The 13225-nt window shown below is 62.7% G+C and carries 14 protein-coding genes; 7 read left to right on the top strand and 7 right to left on the bottom strand.

Features of this window, described 5'->3' with window-relative positions; all coding sequences use genetic code 11:
* The first annotated feature begins 201 nt into the window (after positions 1-201).
* Complete coding sequence (locus KHO22_RS21485; protein ID WP_211949192.1) at positions 202-1368, top strand: patatin-like phospholipase family protein; 1167 nt, start codon at positions 202-204, stop codon at positions 1366-1368.
* A gap of 184 nt (positions 1369-1552) precedes the next feature.
* On the opposite strand, the gene KHO22_RS21480 is transcribed toward KHO22_RS21485, so the two are convergent.
* Together KHO22_RS21480 and KHO22_RS21475 are read right to left on the bottom strand one after the other, a co-directional pair.
* Positions 1553-1954 (bottom strand): hypothetical protein, encoded by a 402-nt coding sequence (locus KHO22_RS21480; RefSeq protein ID WP_211949191.1) that lies wholly within the window; start codon positions 1952-1954, stop codon positions 1553-1555.
* Between the two features lie 285 nt (positions 1955-2239).
* The gene (locus KHO22_RS21475; RefSeq protein WP_211949190.1) at positions 2240-2926 is read right to left on the bottom strand and encodes a Crp/Fnr family transcriptional regulator; all 687 of its coding nucleotides are present in this window, start codon (positions 2924-2926) and stop codon (positions 2240-2242) included.
* 226 nt (positions 2927-3152) lie between these two features.
* Between KHO22_RS21475 and KHO22_RS21470 the strand changes: the two genes are divergently transcribed.
* Positions 3153-3998: a class II aldolase/adducin family protein gene (locus KHO22_RS21470; protein WP_211949189.1), complete on the top strand. Its 846-nt coding sequence runs from the start codon at positions 3153-3155 to the stop codon at positions 3996-3998.
* Between the two features lie 77 nt (positions 3999-4075).
* Positions 4076-4786, top strand: a complete 711-nt coding sequence (locus tag KHO22_RS21465) for a haloacid dehalogenase type II (RefSeq protein ID WP_211949188.1) — start codon at positions 4076-4078, stop codon at positions 4784-4786.
* Here KHO22_RS21465 and KHO22_RS21460 read toward each other — a convergent pair.
* The 3 genes from KHO22_RS21460 to KHO22_RS21450 form a co-directional block, all read right to left on the bottom strand.
* Positions 4783-4968: a hypothetical protein gene (locus KHO22_RS21460; RefSeq protein WP_211949187.1), complete on the bottom strand. Its 186-nt coding sequence runs from the start codon at positions 4966-4968 to the stop codon at positions 4783-4785. The two genes, KHO22_RS21465 and KHO22_RS21460, sit on opposite strands and share 4 nt — an antisense overlap.
* Positions 4965-5276, bottom strand: a complete 312-nt coding sequence (locus KHO22_RS21455; protein WP_211949186.1) for a hypothetical protein — start codon at positions 5274-5276, stop codon at positions 4965-4967. The genes KHO22_RS21460 and KHO22_RS21455 overlap by 4 nt, the downstream gene beginning before the upstream one ends.
* Positions 5277-5554: 278 nt before the next feature.
* Positions 5555-6805, bottom strand: a complete 1251-nt coding sequence (locus KHO22_RS21450) for an amidase (RefSeq protein WP_211949185.1) — start codon at positions 6803-6805, stop codon at positions 5555-5557.
* Positions 6806-7184: 379 nt separating this feature from the next.
* Here KHO22_RS21450 and KHO22_RS21445 point away from each other — a divergent pair, with 379 nt between their 5' ends.
* Positions 7185-8510: a (Fe-S)-binding protein gene (locus KHO22_RS21445; protein ID WP_211949184.1), complete on the top strand. Its 1326-nt coding sequence runs from the start codon at positions 7185-7187 to the stop codon at positions 8508-8510.
* 30 nt (positions 8511-8540) lie between these two features.
* Here the strand turns inward: KHO22_RS21445 and KHO22_RS21440 are convergent, their stop codons facing one another.
* On the bottom strand, positions 8541-9431 hold the full coding sequence (locus KHO22_RS21440) for a LysR family transcriptional regulator (protein ID WP_211949183.1): 891 nt from the start codon (positions 9429-9431) through the stop codon (positions 8541-8543).
* 287 nt (positions 9432-9718) lie between these two features.
* On the opposite strand from KHO22_RS21440, the gene KHO22_RS21435 reads away from it, so the two are divergent.
* Together KHO22_RS21435 and KHO22_RS21430 are read left to right on the top strand one after the other, a co-directional pair.
* Positions 9719-10684 carry a PDR/VanB family oxidoreductase gene (locus KHO22_RS21435; protein ID WP_420839640.1) on the top strand — a complete coding sequence of 322 codons (966 nt, stop codon included), beginning with the start codon at positions 9719-9721 and terminating at the stop codon, positions 10682-10684.
* A gap of 473 nt (positions 10685-11157) precedes the next feature.
* Positions 11158-11430 carry an XRE family transcriptional regulator gene (locus tag KHO22_RS21430; protein WP_211949182.1) on the top strand — a complete coding sequence of 91 codons (273 nt, stop codon included), beginning with the start codon at positions 11158-11160 and terminating at the stop codon, positions 11428-11430.
* A gap of 17 nt (positions 11431-11447) precedes the next feature.
* On the opposite strand, the gene KHO22_RS21425 is transcribed toward KHO22_RS21430, so the two are convergent.
* Positions 11448-11774, bottom strand: a complete 327-nt coding sequence (locus KHO22_RS21425) for a Rossmann-fold NAD(P)-binding domain-containing protein (protein ID WP_211949181.1) — start codon at positions 11772-11774, stop codon at positions 11448-11450.
* 308 nt (positions 11775-12082) lie between these two features.
* On the opposite strand from KHO22_RS21425, the gene KHO22_RS21420 reads away from it, so the two are divergent.
* Entirely contained in the window at positions 12083-13222 is a 1140-nt protein-coding gene (locus tag KHO22_RS21420; RefSeq protein ID WP_230426952.1) for a porin, read from the top strand.
* Positions 13223-13225 lie beyond the last annotated feature (3 nt).

The raw sequence follows: 13225 nt of genomic DNA, 5'->3' as shown, positions 1-13225 counted from the left end.
ATCCCGGGCGGACGGGACATACCACTCAGAATGACGGGGCGTGGCAGGACCGGGGAATCCGCAATCTCCAGTATCCGATAAGCCACTCTGGCGAAAACATCTTGTCGCCCTCGCAGCGCCAGAGATTGCCGGCCCTGAAACGCCAGTGCGATACTGGCCGGACAGCTGGACTCCCCTGGGCAACGTCAAGAGAGGGAAGCGATGGGCGAGATCACATCAGGCGCCGGCCCCGCGCGAGCCGAAGCGCCATTCGCAGAGCTACCTGGCCAGGTCGTGCTGGTACTGCAAGGTGGTGGCGCGCTTGGCGCCTACCAGGTGGGTGTCTATCAGGCCTTGCATGAGGCGGGTCTCGAGCCGGAGTGGGTGATCGGCACTTCGATCGGGGCGATCAACGGGGCCATCATTGCTGGCAATCCGCCGGAACAGCGGCTATCGCGGCTCAAGCAATTCTGGGACGGCGTTGCCCGTGGCGGCGCCGCTCACGGAAGCGGCAGCTTTCGCCTGTTCGAGGACTGGCTGCGGGTCGTGAATATCACCACGCAGGGCATTCCGTCGTTCTTCACGCCAAGTCCCGATGCCTGGTGGCCGGGCGTACGTGCCGCTGTCGGCCTCGCCCGGGCGGCGTTCTACTCCACTTCGCCGCTGCGCGCAACGCTGGCCACACTGGTCGACTTCGACTATCTGAACGATGAGAAGACCAGGCTGACGGTCGGCACAGTCAGTGTCCGCAGCGGCCGCATGCGCTATTTCACCAACCGCGACGCGCCGCTGAACGTCGATCACGTGATGGCCTCGGCGGCCTTCCCTCCCGGCTTCCCTTCCGTGCAAATCGAGGGTGAGCCATACTGGGACGGCGGCATCTATTCCAACACCCCGCTGGAAGCGATTCTCGACGACCGCCCGCGCCGCAGCTCGCTGATTTTCGCCGTCCAGCTTTGGCCCGCAAGTGGGCCGGAGCCAGATTCGATCTGGCAGGTCATGAGCCGGCTACGGGATATTCAGTACTCCAGCCGGGCGGAGTCCCATCTGGAGCGCCAGCGCCAGATCCACCGGCTGCGGCACGTCATCCGCGAACTGGGCAAGCACATTCCGGAAAGCGAGCGCGGGCAGGCCGCCGTACAGGACCTGCTAGGGTGGGGATGCGGGACGACCATGCACGTCGTCGAACTCGATGCGCCGCAACTCGACGGCAACGACATGCATCGCGACATCGACTTCTCCACATGCGGGATCGAGCGCCGCTGGACGGCCGGGTACAAGGACACGCGACGCGCACTGGAGCGTGCCCCATGGCGCGAGCCGCTGGATCCGATCGAGGGGATTGCCGTGCATCGGGTCAACCCGGTGACGCCAGGTGCCTGCTCTTGATGCACCGGCCCTTGCCGCGAAAACCATGACAGCTCGCACCGCACGTGGTCGCTAGCCTGTAAGCGGGCAGACCAACGGGCCGGAGGCGTCCACATTTGGCCCGCTAACACCGCTTTCGTCGACACCGCCCTATAGTATCCCGACTGCCCTCGCCTCCGGGCGGTACCCGGTGATCGCCAGGCACTCAGTGCGCGCGGTGCGCGTCGATATCCAACGCGTTCTCGGCGGCGTCGCCTGTCAGGCCTCGGTAGTAGAGATGAACACCAATGGCCAGCGAATCATGGCGGATCTCATGCAATGCACGCCACGCTTCGAAGGCATCCTTGAATACGAGGTAATGCGCTTCACGCTCCACGAGCGTGGCCACCTCATGGAGCCCGTGGTTGTGCAACGCGCCGACCAGATGATCGAGGCTGCGATGCGTGCGAGCGTCGGTACGCGGGTAGAGCATGTGCAGCACCGCTACACGCTCGGGAGACGGCTGCGCGGTGAACGCGGCAATGATATCCCGATGGTGGACGGCCTTGACCGTGTCATCGGTCTGGGTGTGACGGGACAGTACTCCCGCGTCGAGCGTCGTGTTCATGGCATTACCCCTTGATCGGCTTCTGGATGACAGTGGATAGAAGGTAAGGGACGCCATGACGTATTGCAATGCACAAACAAGGAACACTGCGTTCCATCCATGACGCGGAACTGAATATTCCCGCCACGGGTCAGATTCGCCTCGAACCGGGCACAGGCTTTCAACGGCCGCATCAAGACCACCTGTGCGGACGGCAGCAGCACCCCGATGGCGGTGCGGCCGTTCCGCAAGGCGCTACCGGGCAGGCATCTCCACGAATCCCCGAACAACCGGTTCGCTTCACACCTAGTCGTCGAACGACTTGAGGACATCCATGGAAAGGATCCTGATGCGGCCGTAGTGCAAGGCAACGGCACCCTGCGAGGCCATTGCCTTGAGTTCAACGGCGAGTGTCTGACGTGAAATGCCAAGCATCATCGCGAGGGTATCCTGCGAAACAGGGATATCCGATCGACTCTCGGCCGCCCTGGTGGCGTCCCCGCGCGCAAGGCGGATCAGACGACGTGCAATCCTCGTGCGCGTGGAATGCAGCGTCGCATCGTCGAGCAGTTCATAGAGAAGACCCGTATGCTGGCTGACCAGTTCGGCCATCGCCTTCGCAAACACGGCGGTCTGCATATGTGCGTTGAAGGCATCGACCGAAAACTTCAGAACCTGCGACGTCTCTAGAGCGGTCACGTCGTAGGCATACGGCCACCCCGTGATCATGGACATCTCTCCGAACCAGTTTCCCGGTTCCAGGATGGCCAGGATGCCTTCCTTGCCGTCGCTGCGGACGTTCGACACTTTCAAGCGCCCTTCGACCAGTCCGTAGAAGCCATTCGGCGGATCGCCGCGTCGGAACAACAGCTCACCGCTGTCGATGCGAATTCGAGTGCTCCTGGTCACCAGGCCTTGTTGCTCGACAGCGGGCAGCGAGGCAAACCAGAGGTCGCCGGACATCTTCTCAACGAGGGGAGCGCTGAATGACATGGCAAGGCCTTGTCGGAACTGCTTGGAAAATCTGCAAATGCAAGAAACCTTACAGACTGGCAATACGCGCCAATCGTAGCATGTCGTCAAGCTGCATTGTCATACGGCCCGTGCAAGGAAGCGAACCGTCAACCGGCTTCGCAAGCCGCTTTCCGGTTCGGCATTGCCCGACGACGGATGGCATAGCTTCGCAAATTCACTCGTATATCCAGACAGGAGATGCACCATGAATGCCCAGCAACCGCAAGCCGCGCCCCATGAAAAATCCGGCGCTGATCTTTCCGAAGAACCTGTCTCGCGATACCGCGGCCTCCCGCGCCCGCCCGAGTTCGATACCCCGGCCCAGGAGCGCCGGCACCGCAAACAACGCCTGGCAGGCGCGTTCAGGTTGTTCTCGAAGTTTGGTTTCGACGAAGGCGCCGCAGGCCACATCACAGCGCGTGACCCGGAGTTCACCGACACCTTCTGGGTCAATCCGTTCGGCGTTCACTTCAGCCAGGTGAGTGTCTCCAACCTGATCCGCTGCGACCACCACGGCAATGTGGTGGAGGGCGACTACCCGGTCAACGCCGCAGCCTTTGCGATCCATTCCCGGGTACACCAGACCCGATCCGACGCGGTGGCGGCCGCGCACTCACACAGCACCTATGGCCGCACGTGGTCTGCGCTGGGCCGCCCGCTGGACCCCATCACCCAGGACGTCTGCGCCTTCTACAAGGACCACGCTGTCTATGACGAGTTTGGCGGCGTGGCGGTGGAACTGGACGAAGGCCAGCGCATCGCCAATGCGCTGGGTTCGCACAAGGCAGCTATCCTGCAAAACCATGGCTTGCTGACGGTCGGCAAGACCGTGGATGAGGCCGCATGGTGGTACATCACCATGGAGCGCTCCTGCCAGGTCCAGTTGCTGGCGGAAGCCGCGGCGGCACGCACGGGAGCCCCGCTGAAGCGCATCTCCGATGCCGCCGCGCGCCAGGCCCATTCGATCATTGGCACGGCACAGGCCGGCTGGTTCCAGTTCCAGCTCCTCTACGCCCGCATCGTCAAGGAACAGCCGGACCTGCTCGACTAAACCCATGACACTCTCGGCCGAGGCGATGCTTTTTTGGTCTCCTCGATTTTCAAGCATGCAAGATAGGAGCGTTGATCATGATCGTTGTCCGTGCGCTGCTGTTCGATACCTTTGGAACCGTGGTGGATTGGCGAGGAGGTTTGATCTCCCGCCTCGAGGAATGGGGGAAATCGCGCGGGATCGACACAGACTGGCCCATGCTTGTCGACGGCTGGCGCATGGCGTATCCACCGTCGATGCAGCGTGTGCGAACGGGCGAGCGGGAATGGGCCGTGCTGGATGTACTGCAGCGGGAGTCGCTGCTATCGCTGGCAACTGCGTTGGGCATCAAGGAACTGGACGACGCTGCTGCAGACGAAATGGTCCGCATGTGGCATGAACTGCCACCCTGGCCTGATTCGGTAGCGGGCTTGCACAGACTTCGTACGCGCTATGTCATTGCGCCGCTATCCAATGGGCACGTCGCGCTGCTGGTGCGGATGGCGAAAGCGGCAGGGCTTCCCTGGGATGCCATATTTGGCGCGGACGTGTTTCGTCATTACAAGCCGGATGCCGAGACCTATCTCGGTGCAACGGCCTTGCTTGGCTGCCAGCCACATGAAGTGATGCTGGTGGCCTCGCATCCATCCGATCTTGATGCGGCGGCGAAGTGCGGGCTTCGGACTTGTTTTGTTTCCCGGCCACTGGAATATGGCGCTGGTCGCGTCGTAGAGGCAATACCAGAGGCCGGACGCTTCGATCTGATGGTGGATGGCCTGGACGAACTGGCAACTTCGCTGGGCTGCTAGCGAGCGGGTCCTGTTTCCTCGCGGTCGGCGCGGTCCAGCGCCGCAAGAGAGTTCCATGTCGTCTCTCCAGTGCGCAATCTTCCGGTTCCTGATCTCGGCAGGCGCTCGACCCCGGCGTTGTTCAGCACGTGCCGCGATAATTTCGTCGCGCGCAAGGCCTCGTCGAAGTCGGCACGCGTCATATGGAGTGCTCGTCCGAGCCCAGGGGCAACTGGCCTTCACGCGCGATAGACGCCAGATGCCCCAATTTTTCCAATGCGATCTCAAGCGCGACCGAGCACTTCGCTTGCGCCTTGCCGGCGCGAAAAGTCGTCTGAACAATGCCGCATAGCGTGTGATGTCGGACAAGTACAAAACCCTGGCTCAGGCCGGTCGAGGTGAGCTGGGTATACGCCCGGAAATCGTAGTAGCCCACCCTCAGGCACAGGTCTCGTTCGGTCTCTGGCCAGGACTTGGCAGGCTCCGAATCGCCGGAGGACGCTTCCGTCACAGTGAACGCCTCCTTTAGAACAACGATGGGAGTGTATCTGGCCATCCCAGGGAAAAGCACCTCGTGACGGTATCGAGTTCGCGACGGGAAGGAAATAAGCCGTTTGAGTTATGTGATGACGCGGTGCAAGAACGCCTCCTGAGCACATCTGCGGGAAAACCGCCTGCGCGATGAGCGCTGGCCGCAGCAACTCATCCCACGATGCCTTCAAGCAGATTCAACATGCCCCTGGTTCGCATCAGCACATCCAGCAAGCGTTCACCTGAGCGCAGGCGCGCCTATTGGACGTGCCCGATAGCCTGAATCCTCGCCGCCACCGACAGCAGCATCGTGTCCGCCCCAGGCGCGCCAACGATGGACAGGCCCAAAGGAGCGCCCCCGACGGCGAACGCGGGCATTGACACCTGCGGCAGGCCGGCAAGCGAGGCGAGGCACAGAAAGCGCAGGTCGGCCTGACGCTGCGCGTTCAACGCCTCCACGCTCGCTGTACGGAGCGGCGCTGCTGCCGATACCGTTGGCATCACCAGAATCCGGCCGCCCTCCAGCAGCGAAGAGAACTTGCGCTTCACACGCTCCCGAATTCTCGTCGCAGCGAGATATTCCCCCTTCGTCACCCGACTGGCTGCCAGCACGCGCTCGCGCACGCCCGGGCCAAGGACTGGCTGGACCTGCTCCAGCCATGGGCCCAGTTCCTGCCAGACTTCATGGAACTGCACCGTCCGAAAGGCCTCGACCCAGGTATCCAGTTCGGCGAGATCGATATGGAGCGACTCGAACGTGTTCAGTGACGAGGTGATCCGCTCCAACATCGAATCCGCATTGCGCTGCGTGTCGACCGGCACACTGCGCCATGCACTGTCGAACGATAGCCAGCCTGCCACCTCGGCGTGAGGGCTGTCAGGCAATAGTGCGGCGCCGACTGCAACAAGCGTATCGACGTCGCGCGCAAACCATCCGATCGCGTCGAACGAAGGAGCCAGGCGGCAGACCCCGTCCTTGGGAATGAGCCCGTGCGTGGATCGAAAGCCAAAAATCCCGCAATAGCTCGCGGGTGCGCGTACCGAACCGGCCGTGTCGGTGCCCAGACCGATATCGCACAGCCCCGCCGCGACGGCCGCCGCGGACCCGCATGAAGATCCGCCGGTCAGCCGCTCAGGCGCGGCCGGGTTGACCGGCGCGCCGTAGTGATGGTTGTTGCCGGCCAGGCTGAAGGCCAGCTCGTCTGTCAACGTCTTTCCGACAATGCGAGCGCCATGGCGCCGAACGGCTTGCACTGCCCAGGCATCGGTCTGGGGGATCTCGTGGGTCCTTTCCCAATCCGGGTTGCCATACCCGGTCGAGATTCCAGCGATGTCGAACACGTCCTTGACACCGCATCTGAGGCCCTCAAGCACGCCTTGCCCGGTAGCGGGAAACGCCACGCGCTTTCCCGGCAGGAACGCGCCAACGTTATCCGTGTTCTGCGTCATCGGTGCCGCCTTGGCAACGCTCATGCCCGGTGACGGATGTTCGAGGTTCAGTGTCTTCATCGGGTTTCATCCAATGCGCCGCATGGTCGAACACGGCTGGTTTATTCAGGGAATAACCACTCAGGCCAACGGGAAAAACGAAGGGAAACGTCTTGTATGGGACCATCTCGATCGCTGTCACAACCGATCGGCGCTCGCTCTCTTCCGTCAGATTCCTTTCGGGTATGCGCATGGCACGAATCGGACGCTGAGCCATTTTTGGGGTCGAGCCCCGGAAGCCGCAGAAAATTGCGATTCCTGTTTGGAATGGTCTCCCCTTGAGGGCCCGATTCCGGACAGGAATCAACCGATGCCGCCCGTTCCTGTGGCGGACACCACAATGCAGGGCAGACGCCCGTGGTGAGGGCGCTACATGGCGCGAGACGCCGCAAGGATTCCCATGGAAAACCAGACAGACAGCCGCCTTTCACTCGACGCTTACGTTGCCCGATCATGGGAGAACCTGTTCGATGCATGCACCCGCTGCGGCAAGTGCGTAGAGGCGTGCCCGGTGGTGCCCTTCGTGGCAGAGCTGAAGCAGGATGATCCGCAGTCTGTCGTTGCCGGCGTTCTCGACTATATGGTGGACCAGAATGCCCCGATACGGCAGTCCTCGTCCCTGTGGGCGAAACAGTGCAATGGCTGCGAGGCATGCATCCCCGCCTGCCCGGCTTCGATCAATCCTCGCCGGATGGTGAATCTGGCCAATGCCGAAATCGCACGGCGCACCAGTCCGACCCCGCATCTCTTTCACAAGATGTCGCGCGCCATCCGGATTCTCGCGGCAATGCAACTGGTGCCGGCCGACGTCGCGCGCCTGCTGCGGCCCAGGAAGGCACGAGACGTGGATGTCGTGTTCTACACAGGCTGCAATGCCATCCGCACCCCCAGCCTGCTGTTCAACGCCATGAGCATCCTCGATGCGCTGGACGTCAACTACGAAGTCATGGGCGGCCCGGCATCCTGCTGCGGGATCGTCAAGAGCAAGTGGGAAGGCGATCTGTCACGCGGTGGACGCGTCACCGAGCAGACGCTCCACAGGTTTGGCGAGTTCAAGCCCGAGCGGGTCCTGAACTGGTGCCCGTCGTGCCAGATCCATCTGACGGAAACCGTCAGGGACTACCGCGAGGTCAGCTTCGATATCGATCACATCACGAAGTACCTCATCGAGCGAAAAGATGATCTCCGGATGCGCTTCAACACTGCGGTCAACCTGCGCGTGTTGCTGCATACCCATCATGGCGTCCCGCAGGTCGGACGGGACGTTCTGGAACTGCTGCAAGCTGTTCCCGGCCTTACCGTGGTAGACGTTGTGGAGGAGCCAGGCTATATGTGCGGTTCGTCGGGCGCGGATCGCAGCCCTGCCCTGAAGCAGCATCACCGGGCGATCACGCTGGACCGCTGCAAGCGGCCCGATGTGGACGCTGTGGTGTCGCTCTATCACGCTTGCCATCGGAATCTCTGCGCGGATGGCAGCACCCACGGGTTCAAGGTGGTGAGCTTCACGGAGTTGCTCGTGCGCGCCCTCGGGCAGGAGCCGTTTGCGGACACCATGGAGCCGTTCCAGGGGCGTAACGACTGGCACACCATTGCCCGCGAGGCAGCACCGCTCCTGGAAGAGAACGGCATCGACATGGATGAGGAGCAGCTTGCTGCCGCCCTGCCGGAAATCTTCGCCATGGCGGAATACAAGGGCGGCCTGTGCCAGTTTGCGCCGGACGAATGATGCCTGCGTCGGGTAGCGGAGCCTCCGGACTCAGGACGAAGCCAACGCTGCGTGCAATGCCGTGCGAAACTTCTGCACAACCGGCGACATGAACGCCTTCCTCCGGTAGAAGAGTTGCACGCGGCTTTCAAACTCGGTTTCGTAGGGGAGCGCCACGAGGTCCCTGCCCGCGGCAGTCTCAAGCATCCTGTCGGTCAGCATCGTGACCAGATCGCTGTTCCGCACCAGCGACGTCAGGAGCGAAGTCGAGGCATCGGTTTCCACGACGATCTGCGGTGCCCCCAGCCCATGCCTTTCGAAGTACTTTTCCACGAGCTGGCGCATGCCGTGGCCAGCCACGGGCAGCAGCCACCGGGCGGACTGCAGTAGAGCAGGCTCGCCCTTCGCATTCGTCAACGGATGGCCCCGACGCACGGCAATCCGATAGCGCTGCGGACCGAAGTCGTCCGAGTTCAGCTCATCGGGCGTGGATTCCGGCTTGAAGCAAAGCGCCAGATCCAGCCGCCCATCCTTGAGTTCCTCGAACAGCAAGGTGGACACCTGTACCGACATGGCGAAGGAGATTGCTGCCTCCCGCGTGGTATAGCGCGCCACCGTTGGCAAGAGCGCCGACTCCAGCAGCGCCGGCACGACACCGATACGAATCCGGCCCGCCGAGGCGGACTTTGCCGCGGCCATTTCGGCATATGTCTGGGCGACGGATTCCCGCACGTCCGCAGCCCGCTCCAGGAGCAGACGCCCTGCAGCCGTCAGCTCGATGCCGCGGCCGCCGCGGTCCACCAGTGGAAGCTCGAACTCGGCTTCCAGACGCTGCAGGATTTTGGTCACGGCAGACTGGGTGAGGCCCGTCTTCTGCGCTGCACGATGCAAGCTTTGTGCTTCGGCCAATACCGCAAAGACCCGTAGATCCTCGATTCGCATGACATCCCTCAGCCGCCGTTGATCGATGGAATGTAGCGGAAATCCGCCCGCTGCAGAAGCACGTTGTCGAGGCACCCTGGCATTCCGTCCGGGAATCAAACCAGGCCGCGCTTTCCGCCCCTGCCACACAACAATACCGGTGTCGCCCACCGTGGCAGCCGCCGTCATCAGGAATCAATATGTACACCACCAGCCGCGCCGCAATGTCCGCCTCATCGCAGCAGACGAACCCGTCCATCGCATCCCGGGCTGTGAAGGAAGGAGATCCGCGGCCACCAGCCAGTGCGTTGCCCGCCACGCTGCTGGCACGGGTACACAGCGTCCGTCCGATCGCGGAAGGCGTGGTCAGCATCGCGCTGCGGCCGGCCAGCCCTGATGTCGGTTTTCCCGCGTTCACCGCCGGATCGCACATCGACCTGCATTTGCCGAATGGCATGGTGCGGAGCTACTCGATTCACAGCTCGTCCGGAGAATCTGGCCAGTATTCCATTGGTGTGCTTCGCGACCGGTCCAGCCGCGGGGGATCGAGCTGGATACACAGCCACCTGAAGACGGGCGACACCATCCGGATCTCGAAGCCGCGCAACAACTTTGCGCTGGACGAGTCCGCGCAGCGATCCGTGTTCATTGCCGGCGGCATCGGTATCACACCACTGCTCTCGATGATTCACAGGCTGCGCCAGCTGGGCCGCAACGCCCACATCCTCTATTGCGCGCGCGCACGTACGCAGTCGCCACTCCTGGACGCGCTGCTGGAAATGGCGGGCGACCAGCTCACAGTGCAGTGCCACTTCTCCGACGAGGCCCGTTCGAATGCCGATATCAAGGCCTTTCTTTCGGGCTTCGCAGCGGCGGACCATTTCTACTGCTGCGGTCCCTCACCCATGCTCGATGCTTTTGAAGCTGCTTGCGAAGCCTTGGGACTTCCCCACATTCATGTGGAGCGCTTCAGGGCCGCGGAACATGGCGAGCAGCCTGCGGCGGGCGGACAATGCGTGGTCGAACTTGCGCGCAGCGGACGCAGCCTGACGATTCGCCGCGACAAGCCTCTTCTCAAGTTCCTGCTGGAAGCCGAGGTCGAGATCGAATACAGCTGCGAGGAAGGCGTGTGCGGAGCGTGCGAGACGCGGATCCTGGCGGGCGAGGCCGACCATCGGGATAGCGTCCTGAGCAAGTCACAGAAGGCTTCGAACAGCGCGATGATGCCCTGCGTCTCGCGGTGCCGGTCGGACCGCCTGGTTCTTGATCTGTAGACGGCAAGCGAGTCAAGCCGCGTGGCTGATTCGGCCATGTCGACGCTTACAGACCTGCCACGGTGCCGCACGCGATGGCGTGCTCCACAGCCTGCGGCCATCTCGCGTCTCCATGATGCCGCGAACGGTACCACGCGACAGGCCGGCCATCAGCGCTGCGCTGTCGCGATGGCGAGCACGGACATAGCCCTTCAATCTCACCGAACGCGCGTCGGCGGCGCCTCGCCCGGAAAGCTCGCTGGGATCGGCCGCGCGATCAGTTTCTGCAGGCTCACCGACTCTTGCGGCGCCTCAAGCGATCGCCGGGATGAGTGTGTCACTGTGATGTCAATCCGATGTTGAGCAGCCTCGCACCATCCCCGTATTTCCCCGAGATTGTTCCTGGCGGTTCTTGACCCAATAATCGCGCCCTCAGCCACCATCGTGCAGTCACGGAAAAGGTGTTGTTGGCCCAGGACAGGACGGGAGTGAAGATGTACAGCTTCGAGTATGGAACGAGCAATGTCTACGTGCAGCTTGGCTTCGCGGACGCAGAAGAAATCCCGCTCAAAGCGCAGATTGTGAGAGACATCACGGCCCGGATTCGGGCCGCCGGGCTGACGCTGTCGGAGGCCGCTGCCGTGCTGGGAACATCACAATCGGATCTGGTCCTGGCGCTGTGCGGGAAATTCCAATCCTTCCGCGCAGGAGAGTTGCGCGGTTGGCTTGATCGCCTGAATTTCCCATTGCTGTTGAAGTACCGATAAGCCGCCGGCGCCTCTGCTCAACGGAACAGTGCGACAGCATCCGCGCCGGCCGGGAAGCGGACTTGTCCGGACACGTCGTTTGCGGCTTTCCAGACGGCCTCGGCAACATCTGTCGCCTTCGTCACGTGGGCCGGCTGTGTAAAGCCGGCCAGGACAGATTGGGCATACGCCCCATAGGCTTCCGGGATCATGCCTGCCATCCGCGAGCCCGAGTTTTCCGCGAAGCGCGTATCCGGGCAGTAGCCGGGTTCGACCAGCTTGGCGTGCACGCCGAATTCGCCGAGTTCATGCACGAGCGATGCGGTGAACCCGGTGGCTGTCTTGCTCGCGGTGTGCGCCGCCACCAGACTCTCCGACAGCCACATCGGCAACCAGTCACTCCCCCATAGCGAAACCCCGAGCCCGGCATCTGCCACCCCATGGAGATGGCGCGAGTCGAATCGTGGGCCGGCATGTCAAGCGCTCCATGCAATGCCAGCGGCAATCACCTCGTTCCAGCACGGGAACATGATGGACCATGGCACGCTCTTTTTTGCGGATGCCTCGGCAACTAGACTTGGGTCGTTCGAAAGCCGGACCAGAGCGCGGCGCATCTTGGGTAGCGCCGCACAAGTCGACACTATAAAAAGCCAGAAGCAAGGGGGAGCTGATTTTGGAAGACTTCAGAGCCAGGGCGATTGCCCGGCATTTCATTCTTCTGTCCGCGCTTTGCTTCGGCGAGGCGCATGCGCAGTCAGGCGTACGGGTGTTCGGCATTGTCGATGCGGGCGTCGAGGTGAGCCGCGCCGGCAAGGGCACGCAGGCGCGCGTGGTCTCCGGTGGTGACGCCGGCAGCCGTTGGGGGATCGATGGGACAGAAGACCTCGGCCAGGGCCTCAGCGCCACGTTTCGTCTCGTGGGTGGCTTTAGTGCGGACGACGGGCAGATGGGCCAGGGCGGTCGCCTGTTCGGCCGCGAGGCGGCGCTGGGCCTCGTCAAGCGGGATGCCGGCAGCCTCCTGCTGGGGCGGCAGCCCACACCCGTTTCGCTGACCAACTCCTTTGTGGATGCCTTCTACTGGATGGGCAGCGGTGGTCTCATTTCGCTGACCCGCAGCGGCGCGACGGCGGCCCAGCAGGTGATTCCCCAGGTTGTCTCCGCGCGTGCCGACAATGCCATCAAGTACTACTCGCCTGAAGAGTGGAAATCGGTGTCGTTCTCGGTGCTGGTGGCGCCGGGGGAGAAGTCTCCGCAACTGGGCAGCACCTATGGCGCGTCGGCACGCTTTCTCCAGGGGCCGTGGGACCTGAATGCTGCCTGGGGTCGGCAGGACGCCGGCACGGGTGCCACGGGCCAGATCACTTCCTATTCGCTGGGTGGCAGCTACGATTTTCATCTGGTGAAGCTCTATCTGGGCTACACCGATGAGAAGAACTCCTGCACGACCTGTACCGGAGCCCTGGCCCGTGCCACGGACAGCTTCAAGGCGACGCAGAGCGAGTTCAGGCTGGCCAATCTCGGTGTCCGTGTTCCCCTTGGTCGCTTCACCGCCATCGCCCAGGCGGTCTTTGTGAACGACCGCTCGAGATATCAGGTGGATCCCGGCAACCGGAACGCCTGGTGGTTCGCCGTGGGCGGCGAGTATGCGCTGTCGCGCCGCACGACGCTGTATGGCTCTGTCGGCACGATCGAGAACCGCAACGGGTCGATGTATGCGCTCGGCAGCGGCGGCGTGCAGCAACCCGCCAACTCCGTCGGTGCCGGGAACCCAAGGTCGACCGCCGGCAATATCGGCATCAAGCATGTGTTCTGAAAC

It is taken from the genome of Cupriavidus yeoncheonensis (assembly GCF_905397275.1).
In the GTDB taxonomy this organism is placed as follows: domain Bacteria; phylum Pseudomonadota; class Gammaproteobacteria; order Burkholderiales; family Burkholderiaceae; genus Cupriavidus; species Cupriavidus yeoncheonensis.
Note: the sequence above shows the minus strand (reverse complement) of the source record. Positions and strands in the feature narration are given on the sequence as shown.